Source organism: Micromonospora sicca (assembly GCF_003172935.1).
Taxonomy (GTDB): Bacteria; Actinomycetota; Actinomycetes; order Mycobacteriales; family Micromonosporaceae; genus Micromonospora; species Micromonospora sicca.
In genome coordinates, this window is sequence record NZ_QGKS01000190.1 from 1 (window position 1) to 18,077 (window position 18,077).

General features: G+C 73.8%; 21 protein-coding genes. 10 read left to right on the plus strand and 11 right to left on the minus strand.

Annotation, left to right across the window (positions count from 1 at the left end; translation table 11 throughout):
- Positions 1–136, minus strand: a 136-nt coding sequence (locus DKT69_RS41040; RefSeq protein WP_148668970.1) for a helix-turn-helix domain-containing protein, incomplete at its 3' end; no start/stop codon positions are given.
- Here DKT69_RS41040 and DKT69_RS41045 point away from each other — a divergent pair.
- Positions 120–407: a transposase gene (locus DKT69_RS41045; RefSeq protein WP_109801642.1), complete on the plus strand. Its 288-nt coding sequence runs from the start codon at positions 120–122 to the stop codon at positions 405–407. The two genes, DKT69_RS41040 and DKT69_RS41045, sit on opposite strands and share 17 nt — an antisense overlap.
- 119 nt (positions 408–526) lie before the next feature.
- Here the strand turns inward: DKT69_RS41045 and DKT69_RS11845 are convergent, their stop codons facing one another.
- Complete coding sequence (locus DKT69_RS11845; protein WP_109801618.1) at positions 527–1,312, minus strand: aldo/keto reductase; 786 nt, start codon at positions 1,310–1,312, stop codon at positions 527–529.
- A 189-nt stretch (positions 1,313–1,501) separates the two neighbouring features.
- Between DKT69_RS11845 and DKT69_RS11850 the strand changes: the two genes are divergently transcribed.
- Both DKT69_RS11850 and DKT69_RS11855 read left to right on the plus strand, forming a co-directional pair.
- Positions 1,502–2,542 carry a DNA polymerase ligase N-terminal domain-containing protein gene (locus tag DKT69_RS11850; protein ID WP_109801619.1) on the plus strand — a complete coding sequence of 347 codons (1,041 nt, stop codon included), beginning with the start codon at positions 1,502–1,504 and terminating at the stop codon, positions 2,540–2,542.
- Positions 2,543–2,550: 8 nt separating this feature from the next.
- Positions 2,551–3,738, plus strand: a complete 1,188-nt coding sequence (locus tag DKT69_RS11855; protein WP_109801620.1) for a threonine synthase — start codon at positions 2,551–2,553, stop codon at positions 3,736–3,738.
- 6 nt (positions 3,739–3,744) lie between these two features.
- Here the strand turns inward: DKT69_RS11855 and DKT69_RS11860 are convergent, their stop codons facing one another.
- The 3 genes from DKT69_RS11860 to DKT69_RS11870 form a co-directional block, all read right to left on the minus strand.
- Positions 3,745–5,529 (minus strand): glycoside hydrolase family 15 protein, encoded by a 1,785-nt coding sequence (locus tag DKT69_RS11860; protein ID WP_109801621.1) that lies wholly within the window; start codon positions 5,527–5,529, stop codon positions 3,745–3,747.
- A gap of 42 nt (positions 5,530–5,571) precedes the next feature.
- Positions 5,572–5,964, minus strand: coding sequence for a cupin domain-containing protein (locus tag DKT69_RS11865; RefSeq protein WP_109801644.1), 393 nt, complete (start codon positions 5,962–5,964; stop codon positions 5,572–5,574).
- 273 nt (positions 5,965–6,237) lie between these two features.
- A complete protein-coding gene (locus tag DKT69_RS11870; RefSeq protein ID WP_109801622.1) occupies positions 6,238–6,714 on the minus strand; it encodes a septum formation initiator in 477 nt (158 codons plus the stop codon).
- 103 nt (positions 6,715–6,817) lie between these two features.
- On the opposite strand from DKT69_RS11870, the gene DKT69_RS11875 reads away from it, so the two are divergent.
- The 4 genes from DKT69_RS11875 (at position 6,818) to DKT69_RS11890 (ending at position 10,667) form a co-directional block, all read left to right on the plus strand.
- The gene (locus tag DKT69_RS11875; protein WP_109801623.1) at positions 6,818–7,513 is read left to right on the plus strand and encodes a response regulator transcription factor; all 696 of its coding nucleotides are present in this window, start codon (positions 6,818–6,820) and stop codon (positions 7,511–7,513) included.
- Positions 7,510–8,787 carry a HAMP domain-containing sensor histidine kinase gene (locus tag DKT69_RS11880; RefSeq protein ID WP_109801624.1) on the plus strand — a complete coding sequence of 426 codons (1,278 nt, stop codon included), beginning with the start codon at positions 7,510–7,512 and terminating at the stop codon, positions 8,785–8,787. The genes DKT69_RS11875 and DKT69_RS11880 overlap by 4 nt, the downstream gene beginning before the upstream one ends.
- A gap of 81 nt (positions 8,788–8,868) precedes the next feature.
- Positions 8,869–9,369 (plus strand): PepSY domain-containing protein, encoded by a 501-nt coding sequence (locus DKT69_RS11885; protein ID WP_109801645.1) that lies wholly within the window; start codon positions 8,869–8,871, stop codon positions 9,367–9,369.
- Between the two features lie 194 nt (positions 9,370–9,563).
- Entirely contained in the window at positions 9,564–10,667 is a 1,104-nt protein-coding gene (locus tag DKT69_RS11890; protein ID WP_201749599.1) for a beta family protein, read from the plus strand.
- A 10-nt stretch (positions 10,668–10,677) separates the two neighbouring features.
- On the opposite strand, the gene DKT69_RS11895 is transcribed toward DKT69_RS11890, so the two are convergent.
- Positions 10,678–10,959: an adhesin gene (locus DKT69_RS11895; RefSeq protein ID WP_109801625.1), complete on the minus strand. Its 282-nt coding sequence runs from the start codon at positions 10,957–10,959 to the stop codon at positions 10,678–10,680.
- A gap of 350 nt (positions 10,960–11,309) precedes the next feature.
- On the opposite strand from DKT69_RS11895, the gene dacB reads away from it, so the two are divergent.
- Complete coding sequence (gene dacB, locus DKT69_RS11900; RefSeq protein ID WP_109801626.1) at positions 11,310–12,893, plus strand: D-alanyl-D-alanine carboxypeptidase/D-alanyl-D-alanine endopeptidase; 1,584 nt, start codon at positions 11,310–11,312, stop codon at positions 12,891–12,893.
- Between the two features lie 50 nt (positions 12,894–12,943).
- Here the strand turns inward: dacB and DKT69_RS11905 are convergent, their stop codons facing one another.
- The 4 genes from DKT69_RS11905 to DKT69_RS11920 all read right to left on the minus strand — a co-directional run bounded on the left by DKT69_RS11905 (position 12,944) and on the right by DKT69_RS11920 (position 15,529).
- Positions 12,944–13,267: a hypothetical protein gene (locus DKT69_RS11905; RefSeq protein WP_201749600.1), complete on the minus strand. Its 324-nt coding sequence runs from the start codon at positions 13,265–13,267 to the stop codon at positions 12,944–12,946.
- A gap of 118 nt (positions 13,268–13,385) precedes the next feature.
- Positions 13,386–13,823: a nitroreductase family deazaflavin-dependent oxidoreductase gene (locus DKT69_RS11910; RefSeq protein WP_109801627.1), complete on the minus strand. Its 438-nt coding sequence runs from the start codon at positions 13,821–13,823 to the stop codon at positions 13,386–13,388.
- A 77-nt stretch (positions 13,824–13,900) separates the two neighbouring features.
- On the minus strand, positions 13,901–14,800 hold the full coding sequence (locus DKT69_RS11915) for a hypothetical protein (RefSeq protein ID WP_236647735.1): 900 nt from the start codon (positions 14,798–14,800) through the stop codon (positions 13,901–13,903).
- 135 nt (positions 14,801–14,935) lie between these two features.
- The gene (locus tag DKT69_RS11920; protein WP_109801628.1) at positions 14,936–15,529 is read right to left on the minus strand and encodes a pentapeptide repeat-containing protein; all 594 of its coding nucleotides are present in this window, start codon (positions 15,527–15,529) and stop codon (positions 14,936–14,938) included.
- Positions 15,530–15,594: 65 nt separating this feature from the next.
- On the opposite strand from DKT69_RS11920, the gene DKT69_RS11925 reads away from it, so the two are divergent.
- Together DKT69_RS11925 and DKT69_RS11930 are read left to right on the plus strand one after the other, a co-directional pair.
- A complete protein-coding gene (locus DKT69_RS11925) occupies positions 15,595–16,827 on the plus strand; it encodes a serine hydrolase domain-containing protein (protein WP_109801629.1) in 1,233 nt (410 codons plus the stop codon).
- Positions 16,828–16,927: 100 nt separating this feature from the next.
- Positions 16,928–17,566: an NAD(P)-dependent oxidoreductase gene (locus DKT69_RS11930; protein WP_109801630.1), complete on the plus strand. Its 639-nt coding sequence runs from the start codon at positions 16,928–16,930 to the stop codon at positions 17,564–17,566.
- A gap of 3 nt (positions 17,567–17,569) precedes the next feature.
- Here the strand turns inward: DKT69_RS11930 and DKT69_RS11935 are convergent, their stop codons facing one another.
- Entirely contained in the window at positions 17,570–18,034 is a 465-nt protein-coding gene (locus tag DKT69_RS11935) for a PPOX class F420-dependent oxidoreductase (RefSeq protein WP_109801631.1), read from the minus strand.
- Positions 18,035–18,077: the final 43 nt, after the last annotated feature.

Sequence of the window (18,077 nt, forward strand, 5' to 3'; positions counted from 1 at the left end):
GCTCACCCGCCTCGCGGGCCTGCTGACGTGCGCGCAGCCCGTCGTTGAACACCACCCGCGCACACCCGAACGCCCGCGCCAGCGAAGCCTGCTGGCCGGGCGTCGGGTAGACGCGGTAGTTGTACCGGAGCTGCACATCGGACAGTCTGGCATCGGCCTATGACAGAAATCGGAAACCTCCGCAACAGATCCACCAGCTGGTCAACTTCCCGCCCACCCTGTCAAAGCTGGTCAACAGCCTCAAAGGTGTTTCCAGCCGCCAGCTGCGCCAGCAGTTCCCCGACCTCGTGCACCACTACTACCGCGCCAACCGGCTCCGGTCAGGCACATACATCGCCAGCTCCGCCAGCGGCGCACCGCTCACCGTGCTGCCCCGTGTACATCAAGCAGCAAACCGGCCAGGCTAGAGCACGCTCGGGCCTAGCCGGCCCTCCCGCGCGGGCCTTCACCCCCGCCCTGAAGGGCGGAGCACTCGCCCGCACCCTGGTAGCGGACCGGCCGACGGTCGCTGCCCTTTCCGCCGCGGTCAGCGGCCCAGGGCGTCGATGTCGCGCATCTCCTCGGCGGTCAGTGAGAAACCGAAGACGTCGGCGTTGGCCCGGATCCGGTCCGGGGTGACCGACTTCGGAATCACCACGATCTCGTGGTCGATGTGCCAGCGGAGCACCACCTGCGCCGGGGAGACATTGTGTGCCTGGGCGATCCGCACCAGCACCGGGTGGGACAGGTCGCTGGTCTTGAACGGGCTGTAGCCCTCCAGCACCACTCCCCGGTCCCGGTGGGCGACATGCGTCTGCCGCTCGTACAGCGAGGGGCTCCAGCGGATCTGGTTGACCGCCGGAATCTCCTCGGTGGCCTGGATCAGCTCGTCGATCTGGCTGATGCTGTAGTTGCTCACCCCCACCGTGCGGGTCAGTCCCTCGTCCCGGGCGGCGAGCAGCTCTCGCCAGACCGGGAGGCTGTCGCCCGGCGAGGACGGCGGCCAGTGGATGAGCCACAGGTCGACGTGGTCGGTGTCGAGGGCGCGCAGGCTCGCCTCGATGGTCTCCCGCTCCCGGCCCACCCGGCCCGGCGGTAGCTTCGTGGTGACGAAGATGTCCTCCCGGCGCAGGTCGCTCTCCTTGATCGCCCGGCCGACCTCCGCCTCGTTGCCGTACATCGTCGCCGTGTCGATGTGGCGGTAGCCGGCGTCGAGGGCGGCGAGCACCGCCTGGTAGCCGGCCTCGCCGGTGGCCTGCCAGGTGCCGAAGCCGAGCAGCGGCATCCGGACGTCGCCGGCGAGCGGGACGGTGGGCTGTTCAGCGCTGGTCATGGCGGCTGTTCTACCCCTGATCACGGCCGGCATGCCGGCGACCCGCCGACAGCGGCCCGGCCGACCGGATCGGGACGGTTGTGCCGGGTCGGGTCCGGAACGGCACAATCGCCCACGCGGGGGCGGAGCGGGGATGAATCGCCCCGGTGGCGTGCTGCGAGCGGACCCCGGGTGCCGCAGAATGCGGGGATGGCGGACCGGCTGGAGGAGTACCGGCGGCGGAGGGACGCGAAGCGTACCCCCGAACCGGTGCCGGAACGCACCCCGGAGCCGGCGCGGGCGGGCCGCGCCAAGGCCCGGTTCGTCATCCAGCAGCACCACGCCCGCCGGCTGCACTGGGACCTGCGGCTGGAGCACGAGGGGGTGTTGGCCTCCTGGGCGGTGCCGCGCGGCCTGCCCCGCGAGCCCGGCCGCAACCACCTGGCCGTGCACACCGAGGACCACCCGATGGAGTACCTCACCTTCCACGGCGAGATCCCGGCCGGTGAGTACGGCGGCGGGAGGATGACCATCCACGACACCGGGACGTACCGGGTGGAGAAGTGGCGCGACGACGAGGTGATCGTGGTGCTCGACGGGAAGCGGACGAAGGGCCGCTACGCGCTCTTCGGCACCGGCGGTCGGGACTGGATGATCCGCCGGACCGATCCCCCGCCGCCGGGCTGGACGAGCATGCCGGAGCTGGTCCGCCCGATGTGCCCGACGAGGGCCCGGCGGCTGCCGAAGGACGAGGAGGCGTGGGGGTACGAGTTGCGCTGGGACGGGGTCCGGGCGATGGCGTACGTCTCCGGCGGCCGGCTGCGGCTGCTGTCGGAGACCGACGAGGAGATCACCGGGACGTACCCGTGGCTGCGGGAACTGGTTGAGGAGCTGGCGCCGACGGAGGCGGTGCTGGACGGCGTCCTGGTCCGCATCGACCCCGCCGGCCGGGTCCGACCGGCGACCGGCCGGCGCGGCACCTCGGACGGCCAGTTCCTGATCTTCGACCTGCTCTGGCTGGAGGGCGTGACCAGCACCGACGTGCCGTACGCGCAGCGCCGGGAGCTGCTCGACGGTCTGGCGTTCACCGGCCCGCACTGGCAGACTCCGCCGTGGTTCGCGGGTGTCGGCGCGGACGCTCTGCGGACCGCCCGTGAACAGGGGCTCCCGGGGGTGGTGGCCAAGCGGCTCGACTCCCCGTACGAGCCGGGTCGGCGCAGCCGACGCTGGCTGAGCATCGACACGAGCTGAGGAGCATCGTGCACCTGACGCACCTGGAGTGCCCGCGCTGCGGTGCGGAGCGCCCGGCGGACAAGTTGCAGAACCTCTGCGACTGCGGCTCCCCCCTGCTGGCCCGCTACGACCTGGCCGCGGTGGCCGCCTCGGTGGCCCCGGAACAGTTCGGGCTCCGCCCGGCGGATCTCTGGCGCTACCGGGAGCTGCTGCCGGTGGCCGACGCCCGGTTCGTCACCACGCTGGGCGAGGGCTGGACGCCGCTGCTGCGCGCGCCGGCGTACGGCGCGGAGATCGGCATCCCGGACCTGATCGTCAAGGACGAGGGGCTCACCCCGACCGGGTCGTTCAAGGCCCGCGGCGCGGCGGTGGGGGTGAGCCGGGCCCGGGAGCTGGGCGTCGAGCGGATCGCCATGCCCACCAACGGCAACGCCGGAGCGGCCTGGGCGACGTACGCGGCCCGCGCCGGGATCGGCGCGACCATCGCCATGCCGCTCGACGCGCCGACCATCTGCCGGCGCGAGTGCCTGGCCGCCGGGGCCGACCTGCGGCTGGTCGACGGCCTGATCAGCGACGCCGGCCGGTGGGTGGCGCGGCTGGTCGCCGAGTCGGGCGGGCGGATCTTCGACGCCGGCACCCTGCGCGAGCCGTACCGCCTGGAAGGCAAGAAGACCATGGGGTACGAGATCGTCGAGCAGCTCGGCTGGCAGGTGCCCGACGTGATCATCTATCCGACCGGCGGCGGGGTCGGGCTGATCGGCATCCACAAGGCGCTGCACGAGCTGCGCGAGCTGGGCTGGGTGGAGGACAAGCTGCCCCGGCTGGTGGCGGTGCAGTCCACCGGCTGCGCGCCGATCGTCCGGGCGTTCGCCGCCGGGGAGCCGCGGGCCACCCCGTGGGCGGACGCGCACACCGTGGCCTTCGGCATCACCGTGCCGTCGCCGCTGGGCGACGAGCTGATCCTGGACGCGCTGCGGGAGAGCAGCGGCACGGCGATCGCCGTGGACGACGCGGAGATCCTGGCCGACCTGCGGGACTTCGCCGCCCGGGAGGGGCTGCTGCTCTGCCCGGAGGGGGCGGCCTGCCTGTCGGCGGCCCGGCACCTGCGGGCCGGGGGCTGGATCCGGGCCGGCGAGCGGGTGGTGGTGCTGAACACCGGCGCGGGGCTGAAGTATCCGGAGACGGTGGACGTGTCGGGCGTACCGGTGGTGTGACGTCACTCAGTCGGTGGTCGGCTCGGTGATTCGCCAGGCCGCGTTGATCAGGCCGATGTGCGACAGCGCCTGCGGCGTGTTGCCGAGCTGGGCGCCGCTGCGCAGGTCGATCTGCTCGGCGAACAGGCCCAGGTCGTTGGCGTGGCCGAGGACCTGCTCGAACAACCGCCGGGCCCGGTCCGTCTCCCCGGCCAGCACCAGGCATTCCACCAGCCAGAACGAACAGAGCACGAACCCCGCCGGGTCGCTGTTCCAGCGCCGCACCAGCCCGTCGTCGGTGCCCAGCTCGCGCGCCACCTCCTCGATGGTGGACCGCATCCGCGGGTCGGTGGCGGGCAGGAAGCCCACGATCGGCAGGAACAACGCGGAGGCGCCCAGCTCCGCCGAACCGAAGGCACTGGTGTATGCGCCGATCCGGTCGTGCCACCCCTCGCGCAGCACGGTCGCCCGGATCTCGTCCCGGATGGCCGCCCAGCGGCGCGGGTCGGCCCGGTCGCCGAGCCGGGGCGCCAGCGCCACCGCGCGGTCCAGCGCCACCCAGCAGAGCACCTTGGACGACAGGTAGTGCCGCTCGACGTCCCGGATCTCCCACATCCCCCGGTCGGGCAGGTGCCAGGTCGCGGCGACCTGCTCGGCCAGCCCGACGACCATCTCCCGCAGCTCCTCCTCGAACGTGTCGCCCAGGTAGTCGTGGAACCGCCAGACCGCCGCGAGCACCTCGCCGGGCACGTCGAGCTGCCGTTGCAGCCAGGCGTCGTTGCCCATCCGCACCGGCAGGCTGCCGGCGTACCCGGCCAGGTGCGGGCACTCGTGCTCGGAGATGTCCCGCTCCCCCTCCAGGCCGAACATCACCGGCACGGGCTGGTCCCCGACCTGCCCGATCGAGCGGGCCGCCCAGGCGAACAGCCGGGACACCTCGTGCGGGCAGGCCGCCACCCAGAAGGCGCGCAGGGTCATGGAGAAATCGCGCAGCCAGGAGTAGCGGTAGTCGTAGTTGCGATCACCGCCGGTCAGCTCCGGCAGCGACGTGGTCAGCGCCGCTGCCACCGCGCCGCTGCGGGCGTACGTCAGGCCGGTCAGCACCACCACACTGTTCCGCACCTGCGGGGCGTACTCGCCGTCGTACCGGTGGACCTCCCGGTACCCCTCCCAGGCCTGAACGGTGTCGGCCAGCGCGACGACCGGGTCCAGCCGGGCCGGCGGTGCCCCGTACAGCGCGCCGTACGCCAGGTCGAAGCCGACGGTCTGGCCGGCGGCGACCTCGAAGGTGTGGGACACGCGGTCGCGGTCGGGGCGGAGCACCTGGCCGGTGCCGCGCAGGGTGAGCGTGACCGGTCCGGCGACGGCCAGCACCCCGCCCTCCGGCTGCTCCTGCAGGTACGGGGTGAGCAGGCCGTACTCGGGGCGCGGCGCGAAGTCCAGGTGCATGCGGACTCGCCCGGAGAGGCCCTCGACCACCCGGACCAGGACCGCCGGCGAGTTCATTCCCAGCTGGTGGCCGCGGGCGCCCAGTTCGGCGGCGAGCGCGTCGATGACCGCCACGCTCCCCTCCGGGGTGTGGTGGACCGTCCGCAGCACCAGCGTGTCCGGCCGGTACGCCCGCTCCACCCGGCTCGCGGCCAGCGGCGCGATCCGCCAGTGCCCGCCGGCCGGGTCGAGGACCCGGCAGAAGACCGACGCCGAGTCGAACCGGTCGGGGCACCACCAGTCGACCGACCCGTCCCGGCCGACCAGGGCACCAGAGCGGCAGTCGGAGAGGAATCCGTAGTCGGAGATCGCCGGCTGATGCACCCGCCCCGGGTACCCGGACCCGTCGCTTTCAGACCACGCCGCTCAGGCGGTCGGCGGCTCGTCCTGGCCGGCCGCCTCCGCCGCGTCGGCCTCCTCCTTGGTCCGGTGCACGGCGCCGTCGGCGTGCTCGGGCGGACCGTAGACGGTGTAGAGGACCAGCGGGTTGGGGCCGGTGTTGACGAAGTTGTGCTTCGTGCCGGCCGGTACGACCACCAGGTCGCCCGAGACGACCTCCTTCTTCTCGCCGGCCACCCGGGCCTCGCCGGTGCCGCTGACGAAGGTCAGGATCTGGTCGATGTCCTCGTGGACCTCCTCGCCGATCTCCCCGCCCGGCGGGATCGTCATGATCACCAACTGGGTGTGCTCCCCGGTCCAGAGCACCCGGCGGAAGTCCGGGCTCTTCTCGGCGACGGTCGCGATCGTGAAATGCTCCATGGCGCCGACATACCCGGTCGGGCCCGCGGTCACGCCGGGACGCGCAGATGGTGGAATTCCCCACTGCTCCGTGGTTTGCATCCCCTCAGGACGGGCATCTGGAGCACCAAGACCGGTGCACGGACCGACCGGTCGAGCCAGGTCCCCGCTGTCGTACCGCCGTACGGCTGCGGTGGTGGGAGACGGCCAGAGCGCGGCGACGTTACGACCGAGGTCGAGCGGCGCCGTGCGCTCGTCTGTGCGGCTCGGAATGCCGGTCCGGCCGGTCGGAGGTCAGCCGTGGGCGGCAGCCACCGGTTTCCCCCCGACGCAGCGCACCTTCAGCTCGTGCTCGCCCTCGGTACCGACGAACTTGACCTCGACGTGCTCGTCCGGCCCCCGGTCGACGTCCTTCACGCCGTAGCCCTGCGCCGGCGACCAGGAGACCAGGCGGGCCCCCGCCGGCCCGCACTCCACCACCGCAGTGCCACCCGGAGTGGCGAAACCCCGCCGGGCCCCGGCCCTGGCCGGAGTACGGCTCGGCGTCGGCGCGGCACTGGGTGTCGGGCTCCCGGTCGGGTCGGCGGTCGGCACGACGGGTGCCGGCGCCGGGGACGCGAGCGCGCGCTCGATCTCATGCTGGGCGCGTACGCCGCCCGGGGTCCCGGCGATGCCCTCCCCGACCAGCTGGATCGCGCCCAGCCCGACGAGCGTGGCGGCGACGGTGGTGGCCAGCCACCCGACGGCGGCGAGGATCGGACGACGGCCCATGCAGCGAGTGTCCCCGACGGAAGGTTGAGCCGGGCGCCGGGGAACGCTAAGGGCGGGTTAAGGGGTACCGGCCCGGACGCCCACAGGGTCTAACCTGCCAGCTGTGGCCCGGCTGCTGCTCATCGAGGACGACCTGACCATCCGTACCCCGTTGATCCGGGCGCTGCGGGAGCGCGGCCACGCGGTGGCCGCGGCCTCGACCGCGATGACCGGGCTGCGCGACGCCCTCGACGACCGGCCCGACCTCGTCGTGCTCGACCTGGGACTGCCCGATCTGGACGGTCGGGAGCTGCTGCGGATGTTGCGTGCGGTCAGCTCGGTGCCGGTCATCGTGGCCACCGCCCGCGACGACGAGACCGAGATCGTCCGGATGCTCGACGCCGGGGCCGACGACTACCTGGTGAAACCGTTCACCGCGGCGCAGCTGGACGCCCGGGCCCGGGCCGTGCTGCGCCGGTCGACCGACGACGCCGGGGGCGGGGACCCGACGCTGGTGGTCGGCGGGCTGCGGATCGACCCGCGCTCCCGGCAGGTGAGCCTGGACGCGGTCCCGGTCGAGCTGACCCCGCGCGAGTTCGACCTGCTGCACCACCTGGCCAGCCGGCCGGGGCAGGTGGTCACCAAGCGGGAGCTGCTCACCGAGGTCTGGCGGATCCCGTACGGCGGGGCCGACAAGACCGTCGACGTGCACCTGTCCTGGCTGCGCCGCAAGCTGGGCGAGAGCGCTCAGGAGCCGCGCTACCTGCACACCGTCCGCGGGGTCGGGGTGCGGCTGGAGGCCCCCGGGGGCGACCGATGAGGAGCCGGCTGGCGCTGCTCGCGGGTGCCGTCAGCGTGCTCGTCCTGACCGCGTTCCTCGTGCCGCTGGCGCTGCTGGTCCGCACCGTCGCCGCGGACCGGGCGACCGTCCGGGCCACCGCCGACGCGCAGAGCCTGGTGCCGGTGGTCGGCACGGCCGACCCGGACACCATCCGGCTCACCGTCGAGCAGCTCACCGCCGACTCGGGGCGGCCGGTCAGCGTGTTCCTGCCCGACGGCACCGTGGTCGGCGCGCCGGTGCCGCGTACGCCCGCGGTGGCCCTCGCCGCCCGGGGCCAGAGCCTGACCGCGGAGTCGGACGGCGGCCGGGAGGTGGTCATCGCGGTCCAGGGCCGGCCGGACGGCACGGGGGTGATCCGCACCGTGGTTCCCCGGTCGGAACTCACCGCCGGGGTGACCCGGGCCTGGCTGGTGCTGGCACTGCTCGGCGTGCTGCTGGTGCTCGTCGGCCTGGTCGTCGCCGACCGGCTGGCCCGCACGCTGGTCCGCCCGATCACCGAGCTGTCCCGGGTTTCCCACCGGCTCGCCAACGCCGAACTCGACGCCCGGGTCGCCCCGGCCGGACCGGCCGAGCTGCGGGGGGTCGCCGGCGCGCTCAACCACCTGGCCGAACGGATCCAGGTGCTGCTGCGCGAGGAGCGCGAGCAGGTGGCGGATCTGTCGCACCGGCTCCGCACCCCGTTGACCGCGCTGCGGTTGGAGGCCGAATCGCTGCGCGACCCGGCCGACAGGGCCCGGCTGACCTCGGCGGTGGACGGCCTCGAGCGGACGGTCACCGGCCTCATCCGGCAGGCGCGCTGGCGCAGCTCGTACCCGGACGGCACGGCCCGTTGTGATGCCGCGGAGGTGGTCGGCGAGCGCGTGGCGTTCTGGTCGGTGCTCGCCGAGGACACCGGCCGCAGCGTCACCCTCGACCTCGCCGTCGGTCCGTTGCCGGTGGCGGTGGCCATCGACGAGCTGGCCGCGGCGGTGGACGCGTTGCTGGGCAACGTCTTCGCGCACACGCCGGACGGAACGCCGTTCACCGTAGGGCTCGGCCGGGACGCGGATCAGGTGGTGCTGACCGTTGCCGACTCCGGGCCGGGGATGCCCTCCGGAGCGGTGCGGCGGGGCGCCAGCCGAGCCGGGTCGACCGGGCTCGGGCTGGACATCGCCGACCGAGCCGCCCGGACCAGTGGCGGCCGGCTGGAGCTGCACACCGGGCCCGAGGGTGGCGCGCTGTTGCTGCTCCGGCTCGGGCCGCCGCGGCCTTAACCGGGGCTTAGCCTCCGGGCAGCGCGCCGCTATCCACTCCCGACCGATCCTCGACAGGACAACCGAGGAAAGGTGGCGATGATGCGACGAACTTCCCTGGTCCTGGCCGCGGCCGGCGGTGCCGCCGTGCTGGCGGTCACGGGTGCCGCGCTCGGCGTGACCACTGCCGAGCGGGAGGCCCCCGGTGCCGCGCTGGCCGCCGCGACGGTCGGCCCGACGACCGACGACAACCCCGCTCCGGACGACGACTCGACGGGCCGGGCGACGCCGACCAGCACCGCGTCCGCCGGGGCGGCCGACGGGACGGTGAGCCGGGAGCAGGCCGGGCAGATCGCGCTGGCCCGGGCCGGCGGCGGCCGGATCGTGGAGATCGAGGCCGAGCGCGAGCATGCCCGTCCGGTGTGGAGCGTCAAGATTGGCAAGGGCGGCATCCTGCTCGAGGTCAAAGTCGACCGGGCCAACGGCGCCGTGGTCGAAATCGAGCGGAAGCGGGCGGACGACCACAGCGGCGACGGCACCCGCACTCGGACCGACGACCGCACCGACGACCACGGCGGCGACCGCGCCGGCAGCGACGACTGAGCGAGCACCTCCCGCCTTCCGGGGTCCGGACAGACCAGGTCTGTCCGGACCCCGAAGCGCGGTCCTGGCGCGATCCGGTGTGCGGGTCCGCAAGGTCGACAGGGAATTCCTTGTCGACAGGCGCGCGGAACCGCTTACCGGCTCCTGAAGCCGGAAAACCTTTGATACGCGCCGATGTCTCGCTACGCTGAAGTATGGTGCCCGCCCACGTGGGTCGGGCGGCGGAACCGGTCTACCGCCCCATTCTGGCCGGTCGGCGGGGTGAGCTGGAGGCACTGGCCCATCTCGACGACGCCGCCGCTCCGCTGCTCACTCCGGTCCTCGACGTCTGCGTGGTCGATCCGAGCACCGTGGACCTCCTCGGCCAGCTGCCGTCCGGGCTGCTCCCGTCCGTCGACGTCTCCGCCCTGCCGGACGCTCCGGAGAGCGAGTTGGTCCGCTGGGGCGTACCCCTGGTGCCGGTGGTCGGGCTCGCGGAGAGCGACCGACGGCTGGTGGCGCACGGCGTGGCCGCGCGGGCGTACGCCGGGCGGGCGGTGGTCCGGCTGCGGACCGGGCAGGACCGGGCGGGCCCGGACGCGACGACGACGGCGGTGGAGCGGGTCTGGCGGCTCGCCCGGCTGGTCCCGGAGCAGTGCGACCTGCTCGTTGACGCGGGCGACGTCTGCTGCCCGGCGGACGTGCGGTTGGCGGAGCCCCGGATCCGCCGGCTGCTGGACTGGGCCCGGCGGCACGCCTGGCGCTCGGTGACCGTGGCGGCCGGTGGGATGCCGCCGACCCTGGCCCGCCTACCCACCGACGAGCCGGTACGCCTCGACCGCTTCGACTGGCAGCTCTGGCAGCGGCTGGCCGACCTGGGCGTGGGGTACGGCGACTACGCGGTCGGCTCCGCGGCGCCCGGGGCGGACGCTCCCGGCGACCGGCTGCCGACACTGCGCTACACGGCCGACGGGGCCTGGTGGGTCTACCGCTGGTCCCGGCGGGGCGGTCGCGGCGACGACCGCTTCGCCGACCTGTGCCGGACGCTGGTGGCGGCCCCGCACTGGCCGACGGCCGGAGCGGCCTTCTCGTGGGGCGACCACGAGATCCTGCGCCGGGCCCGGCGTGGGGCGGGCGCCGGCTCGGCGAGCAACTGGGCGGCGTGGAGCACGTCGCATCATCTGGCGTACGTGCTGGGCACGCTGCTTCGGCCGGACCGGGGTCAGCGGCCGGGGCACTGGGGCGCCGGCCAGGACGCCCCCGAGCGGGGACGGTCCGGCCGGCCGCACCGGGGCGGGGAGACCCGCCGCGCGGGCTGAGCCGCGCCGCTCACTCCTTCTCGGTGAAGCCGAACTGCACGATCCCCTCGTCGTCCACGGTCGCGTCGACGGAGGTGTCGTTGAGCAGCTCGGCGGCGTCGGTGTCAAGGAAGATCCGGGCGCCCTGGTTGGCGATCACCTGGTCGCCCTGCGCCGGCTGCGGCACCAGCTCGATGGAGAGCGAGCCGGCGTCGGTGTCGGCCGCGATGCGCAGCCCGCCGTCCTCGCCGACGCCCTGCTGGACGGCGAGGTCGTGGATCACCAGGACGGCGTTGTCGGTCATGGTCAGCATGGCGGAACTCCTCGTGGCTGTCTGGGATCTCGGCGGATCGGCGCGGCCGCGCGGGCCGGGCCCGGACCCAGGAAGGCGAATCGGTCTTCGCCGTGCAAATCGGGGCAGGCTGAAACGCCCCTCATGGCCTACGGTGCCCCCTGGCCGGGCATCCGTCAAATAGAGCGCCGTCAGTCGACACCGTGCCGGCCGGCACCGGGTGTGGTCCGGCTCGGAGCGGGTAACCGGCGCGGTGAGCAGGGTTTCCGTCCCGGACCGCCGCCACGACCGCGCCGCCCAGCCGGCCTGATCGGAAATAACTTTCGCCGCAGAGGGTTTCCCGGAAGAAACCTCCATGGCAGCATCAACGCATGCATCGTCGTCTCTTTCCCCGGACGCTCGCGGTGCTGGCGCTGATCGCCACCGCGGCCACCGCCGGCGCCCCCACCGCCACGGCCGAGGCGCCCACCCCCGCCCAGACCCGGCTCAACGCCACCATCGACGCCGTGCTGGCCGACTCCCGCCTCGCCGGGGCGCAGGCCGGGGTGGTCGTCCTGGACACCACCACCGGCCAGACCCTCTACCAGCGCAACGGCGACCGCCGGCTGGTGCCGGCCTCCAACACCAAGCTGCTCACCTCGACCGCGGCACTGGAACTACTCGGCCCGGGGCACCGGTTCACCACCGACGTCGCCGGCACCGGCGTGCGCCGGGCCGGCCTGCTCGCCGGCAACCTGTACCTGCGCGGCGGCGGCGACCCGACCATGCTGGCCGAGGACTACGACGCGCTGGCCGCCCAGGTCGCGGCCCAGGGCGTCCGGGTGGTGAGCGGGAACCTGGTCGCCGACGACACCCGGTACGACCGCACCCGGCTGGGTCCCGACTGGACCTGGGACGACGAGTCCTACTACTACGCCGCGCAGGTCTCGGCGCTGACCGTGGCGCCGGACACCGACTACGACGCCGGCACGGTGATCGTGCACGCCACGCCGTCGGCCGACGCGGGCGCGCCGCCGGTGGTGACGATGACCCCACCCAACGGCTACCTACGGATCGACAACCGGGCCGAGACGGTCGCCGACGGGGAGACGACGATCTCGTTCGAACGCGAGCACGGCAGCAACACCATCGTGGTGACCGGACAGATCGCGGTCGGCGAGGAGCCGGAGAGCGACTGGATGACGGTCTGGGAGCCGACCGGCTACGCCGCCGACATCTTCCGAGCCGCGCTGCTCCGGAACGGCGTCCGGGTGCTCGGCCGGACCGTGCTCGGGCAGGCCACCCCGGAGGACGCGAAGCCGGTCGCGCGGCACGACTCGATGCCGCTGGCCGACCTGATGGTGCCGTTCCTCAAGCTCTCCAACAACGGCCACGCCGAGGTGCTGACCAAGGAGCTCGGCCGGGTCCTGTCCGGCTCGGGCACCTGGTCGGCCGGCCTCGCCGCGATCAGCGAGTACGTCGGCGACAGCGGTGTGAACACCGGGACGCTGCGCCAGCGGGACGGCTCCGGCCTCTCCCGGCGCAACCTGATCCCGCCGGCGGAGTTCGTCGCGCTGCTCGCCGCGGTCCGTGCCGAGCCCTGGTTCGACGACTGGTACGCCGCCCTCCCGATCGCCGGCAACGCCGAACGCTTCGTCGGTGGGACGCTGCGCACCCGGATGCGCGGGACGGCCGCCGCGAACAACGTGCACGCCAAGACCGGCAGCCTGACCGGCGCGTCCAGCCTCTCCGGCTACGTCACCGACGCCGACGGCCATCTGCTGGCCTTCTCGATCGTGCTCAACAACTACCTGACCTCCTCGGTGAAGGGGCTGGAGGACCAGATCGCGATCGCGCTCGCCGCGTACACCGAGAAGGGGACGACCACGGCGCGGCTGGTGGTGCCGACGGCGCCGGAGGCACCGCGGGTGCCGGACGGCCTGGAGTGCTCCTGGGTGAAGCCGATCGCCTGCTGAGCCGCGGCGGGTCCCGTCCCGGAGGGCGGGAGGGGGCCCGCGGCGACGGGTCAGGCGCCGGGCCGGTGCGGGTGCGGCTGCGCGGTCGGATCGCCGCGCTCGATCAGCGCGTCGATCTCGGCGGCCGGCAGCCCGCGCAGCGTGAGCACCTGCCGGCCCCAGCGGTGCAGCCGGCACGGGTGCGGGCTGGCGTCGTTGCGGCAGACCGTCCCGCCGGACCAGCGCCGCGGCGCGTGCACCACCACCGCGCGCACCGCGAACTGGGCGTCCTCGCCGGTCGCGTACGGCGGCAGCGGGATCTCCCGCAGCCCCTCGCCGGACGGGTCACCCGCCCCGGACGGGACGGCGGAACGGACGCGGGCGGCGCTGCTCATCGGTGGGGCCTCCACAGAGGATGGTCGAACCGGGACACCCGGACGCTACGACGCCACCCTGGCCGCGCGACGGACAATCTGTCCCGGGCTCAGCCGAACCCGGGAGGTGCGGACCAGGTCAGATCCGTTCGAGCACCACCACCGGGATCTCCCGGTCGGTCTTGGTCTGGTACTCGTCGTACGCCGGCCAGGTCTCCGTCATGGTCCGCCACATCCGGGGCTTCTCCTCTCCGGTGGCGGACCGCGCCCGGGCGGTGAACTTCTCCGCGCCGACCTGCACCTGGACCTCCGGCTCGGCGAGCAGGTTGAGATACCAGGCGGGGTGCTCGGGCGCGCCGCCCTGGGAGCCGACCACCAGGTAGGCGTCGCCGTCCCGGCCGTAGATCAGCGCGGTGCGCCGCAGCTTGCCGCTGCGCCGGCCCCGGGTGGTCAGCAGCAGGGTCCAGACGCCGGGACGCCACTCGTGGCCCTCCGCGCCGTCGGTCTCGACGTACCGGCGGATGTGGTCGGCGACCCATCCCTCCGGGCTGTCCAGCACCTGCTCGCTCGCCGTCATGGGTCCCTCCCGGATCGTCGGCCCGCCGTCGCGCCCACGCTACTCCCGGCCCGCCGGCGGCACCCGGCGAACCGGGGTCAGCGCAGCGCGACGGCCTGTACGCCCACGTTGCCGCAGTCCCCGAAGGACTCCTCCACCGTCCAGTTCACCAGCAGCTTCGCCCCCCGGGGCGCCTGGAACCGGATGGTGAACTCGGCGGTGTGCTGGGTGTGCGGGTCCTCCATCCGCAGGGTGCTGGTCGGCCCGCCGGTGGAGAGCCGCAGGTCCAGGCGGCCGCGGGCCATCCAGAGGCCGGCGTAGAGCCGTACCGTGCGCGGCTCCCCGTCGGCGGTCACGGCGAGCGTGAAGCCGTTGCCCCGGCCGCAGGTGTAGAGCCCGGACGTGGTGCCGCCGGCAGACCCGACGGGGGCGCCGTCCCGCCAGGCGTACGCCTCGGGGTTGTTGCTGTAGCTCTCCCGCCGGCCACGCCCGCCCTCGTCGCGGATCGCCCCGGAGCCGTTGCGCTTGCGCACGGCCTGGTCCGCGCCGAGGAGTCCCCAGTGGACCCAGTCGACCGGACCGGCCGCGGTGAGGTCGACGCGCGCCGGCACGTCGGCCTGGGTGACGGTGAGGACGGGCACCACGGCCGGCCGGGACGGCGACGGGGACGCCGAGGGGGACGGGGGCCGCTGCCGGGGCCGCAGCCCGGGCGAGGCGGCGTCGGCGTCCACCCCGGGGCGCAGCGGGGATGGCACGGCCGGCCGGCCGGCCCCGGGCGCCGGTCCCGGCTGGACGCCGCTCTCCTCCTGGCGGGGCTCCGCGTGCTGCTCGGCGCCCAGGTATCCGACGACGGCGGCCAGGCAGGCGAACGCGGCCAGCGCCTCCACCATCCAGCGGCGGCGTCGCCGGGCCCGCGCGATCCGGCGCAGCGCGGACCGGGTCTGCCCGTACGGGGACGACGCCCGGCCGCCGACCCGAGTGCGGTCTTCCTCCGCCACCGAACCTCCGCTCCCCACCCACGCACCGGCCGGCGGACGGGCGGGCGTGGCCGCTTCACGTTTTCATCGACCGGGCGAATGCGCCATACGGGGACGGTCGCGCGTTTCCACTTTGTTACCAAGCGGTAATGGGCGTCAGCGGATCTGGAAGCCGAGCGCCTGCGCCAGCACGATCGCCTGCTCGGCGTCGACGATCGCGCCGGCCCGCTCCACCACCGTCGGGTCCAGCGCGGTCAGGTCGCTGCCCCGCAGGTCGGCGCCGGAGAGCCGGGAGCTGTGCAGTTGGGCGCCGGACAGGTCGGCGCCGGTGACCGTCGCGTCGGTCAGGTTCGCCCCGGTCAGGTCGACCTCGCGCATCCGTACGTCGGTGATGCTCACGCCGCGCAGGTCCGCGCCCGGCAGCGCCACGAACGACCAGTCGCCGCCGCTGATCCGCAGCGGACGCAGGTCGCACTGGTCGAAGCTGCTGCCGACCAGCTTGCAGCCGGTGAACTCGGCCTCGAAGAGGTTGCACCGCTTGAAGGTGCAGCGGGTGAAGGCGGAGTCGGTGTGCCGGGAGGCGTTGAACGCCACGTTGCCGAAGACGCACTCGGTGAAGATCGCCCGCTGGCTGATCGCCTCGGTGAGGTCGACGTGGAAGAACGAGCAGCGGACGAAGTGCCGGTCGACCAGCTCTTGGGCGTACCAGTCCTCGTGACGGTAGGTGACATCCTCGGTGGGCTCAGCCATCGGGCCAGATTAGTGGCGCGGGCCGACACTTCCCGACCGGCGTACCGGCGAGTAGGTTCGGCGGCGTGAGCGTGGCAGTGAGCATCGACCCGGACCGTATCGGCTTCGACCCCGCCCGGCTGGCGCGGATCGACGAGCACTTCGGCAGGTACGTCGACGACGGCCGGCTCGCCGGCTGGCAGATCGTCGTCGCCCGCCGGGGCGAGATCGCCCACTCGTCGACCTACGGCCTGCGCGACCGGGAGGCCGGCGCCCCGGTGGAGTCGGACACCCTCTGGCGCATCTACTCGATGACCAAGCCGATCACCTCCGTCGCGGCGATGATGCTCTGGGAGGAGGGCCGGTTCGAGCTGAACGACCCGATCAGCCGCTGGCTGCCCGAGTTCGCCGACGTCCGGGTGTACGACAAGGGCTCGGTGCTCAAGCCGTACACGGTGCCGGCGGTCGAGCCGATCCGGGTTTGGCACCTGCTCACCCACACCTCGGGCCTGACGTACGGCTTCGCCCAGACTTCGGTGGTCGACGGCCTGTACCGGGCGGCGGGTTTCGACCTGGGCGTGCCGGCCGGCGCGGACCTGGCGGCGGCGTCGGCGGGCCTGGCCCAGCTGCCGCTGCTCTTCCAGCCCGGGTCGAGCTGGAACTACGGCGTCTCCACCGACGTACTGGGCCGGCTGGTCGAGGTGGTCTCCGGGCAGCGGCTGGACGAGTTCTTCACCGAGCGGATCCTCCGGCCGCTGGGCATGACCGACACCCGCTGGTGGGTCGACGAGCCGGACGCCAAGCGGCTGGCCGCCCTCTACGCCCCGCACCCGGCGACCGGGCAGGCGGTCCGCGCCGACGGTGTCGGCCGGGCGGCGCTGGCCGGACCGAGCTGGTTCTCCGGGGGCGGCGGGCTGGTCTCCACGGCCGCCGACTACCACCGCTTCACCCAGTTCCTGCTGCGCGGCGGCGAGCTGGACGGGGTACGCCTGCTGGCGCCGCGGACGCTGCGCTTCATGACCCGCAACCACCTGCCCGACGGCCGCGACCTGGCCTCGTTCCACCCGGAGGGCTTCGCCGAGACGGTGCTCGACGGCATCGGCTTCGGCCTCGGCTTCGCCGTGGTGCTGGACCCGGTGCCGGCCCGGGTGCCGAGCAGCGTCGGCGAGTTCTACTGGGGCGGACTGGCCAGCACGGCGTTCTGGGTGGACCCGGTGGAGGAGGTCACGGCGCTGCTCTTCACCCAGCTCATGCCGTCGAGCACGTACCCGCTGCGCTCGCAGCTGCGCCAGCTGGTCTACTCCGCGCTGATCGACTGACCCCGTCCGGGCGCGCCCGGCCAGGATCGCCGTTACGGCACCGGCCGGGTGGCCCGCTCCATAGCCTGTGAGACGAGGCAGGTCCGGGCGGGAGGCGGTCATGAGCAACATCGTCGTGTTCGGCGCGGGTGGCACCGCGGGGTCGCGGATCACGGCGGAAGCCGTCGCGCGGGGGCACCGGGTCACCGCCGCGGTGCGCCGCCCGGAGGCGACCAGCTACCTGCCGGCGGGGGTACGGACGGTCACCGGCGACGCGACGTCCCCGCGGAGCGTACGAGAGCTGGCCGAGGACGCCGACGTGTTCGTGGTGGCGATCGGCGGCGGCGAGCGGGACCTGTGGCGGGACGCGGCGGACACCCTGGTGGGCACGCTGCGGGAGCTGCCCCACCCGCCCCGGGTGATCCACGTCGGGGGCGGGGCGACGCTGCTGACCCCGAAGGGCACCCCGTTTTTCGACGAGCCGGACTTCCCGGCCGAGTACCGGGACTCGGCGAAGGGCCAGGCCGACGCGCTGGCCGTCTACCGCGCCGCCGACGGGGTGACCTGGACGTACGTCTCCCCGCCGCCGCTGGAGTTCCACCCGGGCGAGCGCACCGGCCACTACCGCACCGGCACCGACGAGCCGGTGACCGACGCGCAGGGCCGCTCGGTGCTGACCTACGAGGACCTGGCGGTGGCGATCGTGGACGAGATCGAGAACCCGCAGTTCGCGAACGCCCGGTTCACCGCCGCGTACTGACGTTCAGTCGGCCAGCCGGGCGGGGAAGCCGCCGGTGGCGATCGGTCCCCAGCTGTCGATGGTGACCCGGATCAGCGACTTGCCCTGCTTGACCATCGCCGCCCGGTACTCGTCCCAGTCCGGGTGCTCCCCGGAGATGCTGCGGAAGTACTCCACCAGCGGTTCGAGGGCCTCGGGCAGGTCGAGCACCTCGGCGGTGCCGTCGACCTGCACCCAGGGCCCGTTCCAGTCGTCGGAGAGCACGCAGGCGGAGACCCGGGGGTCACGCCGGATGTTGGTCACCTTCGCCCGCTCCGGGTAGGTGGAGATCACCAGTCGGCCCGCGGCGTCCACCCCACAGGAGACCGGGGAGGACTGCGGCCGGCCGTCGGCGCGGGTGGTCATCAGCACGACCTTGTGCCGGGGGCGGAGGAACTCGATGAGGGCGTCCCGGTCGACCCGGGTGTTGCTCGCGATGCTGCGTGCCATGCGTCGGTTCTACCAGGCCGCCCGGCGGGCCGGGGTGCGCCCC

What these genes read in the sequence shown, in the direction of transcription:
- DKT69_RS11885 (WP_109801645.1), top strand. Translation starts at nt 8,869, where the DNA reads ATGCGACGAACTTCCCTGGTCCTGGCCGCGGCCGGCGGTGCCGCCGTG.
- DKT69_RS11930 (WP_109801630.1), top strand. Translation starts at nt 16,928, where the DNA reads ATGAGCAACATCGTCGTGTTCGGCGCGGGTGGCACCGCGGGGTCGCGG.
- DKT69_RS11910 (WP_109801627.1), bottom strand. Translation starts at nt 13,823, where the DNA reads ATGACGGCGAGCGAGCAGGTGCTGGACAGCCCGGAGGGATGGGTCGCC.
- dacB (WP_109801626.1), top strand. Translation starts at nt 11,310, where the DNA reads ATGCATCGTCGTCTCTTTCCCCGGACGCTCGCGGTGCTGGCGCTGATC.
- DKT69_RS11890 (WP_201749599.1), top strand. Translation starts at nt 9,564, where the DNA reads ATGGTGCCCGCCCACGTGGGTCGGGCGGCGGAACCGGTCTACCGCCCC.
- DKT69_RS11895 (WP_109801625.1), bottom strand. Translation starts at nt 10,959, where the DNA reads ATGCTGACCATGACCGACAACGCCGTCCTGGTGATCCACGACCTCGCC.
- DKT69_RS11865 (WP_109801644.1), bottom strand. Translation starts at nt 5,964, where the DNA reads ATGGAGCATTTCACGATCGCGACCGTCGCCGAGAAGAGCCCGGACTTC.
- DKT69_RS11880 (WP_109801624.1), top strand. Translation starts at nt 7,510, where the DNA reads ATGAGGAGCCGGCTGGCGCTGCTCGCGGGTGCCGTCAGCGTGCTCGTC.
- DKT69_RS11935 (WP_109801631.1), bottom strand. Translation starts at nt 18,034, where the DNA reads ATGGCACGCAGCATCGCGAGCAACACCCGGGTCGACCGGGACGCCCTC.
- DKT69_RS11845 (WP_109801618.1), bottom strand. Translation starts at nt 1,312, where the DNA reads ATGACCAGCGCTGAACAGCCCACCGTCCCGCTCGCCGGCGACGTCCGG.
- DKT69_RS11870 (WP_109801622.1), bottom strand. Translation starts at nt 6,714, where the DNA reads ATGGGCCGTCGTCCGATCCTCGCCGCCGTCGGGTGGCTGGCCACCACC.
- DKT69_RS11905 (WP_201749600.1), bottom strand. Translation starts at nt 13,267, where the DNA reads ATGAGCAGCGCCGCCCGCGTCCGTTCCGCCGTCCCGTCCGGGGCGGGT.
- DKT69_RS11920 (WP_109801628.1), bottom strand. Translation starts at nt 15,529, where the DNA reads ATGGCTGAGCCCACCGAGGATGTCACCTACCGTCACGAGGACTGGTAC.
- DKT69_RS11850 (WP_109801619.1), top strand. Translation starts at nt 1,502, where the DNA reads ATGGCGGACCGGCTGGAGGAGTACCGGCGGCGGAGGGACGCGAAGCGT.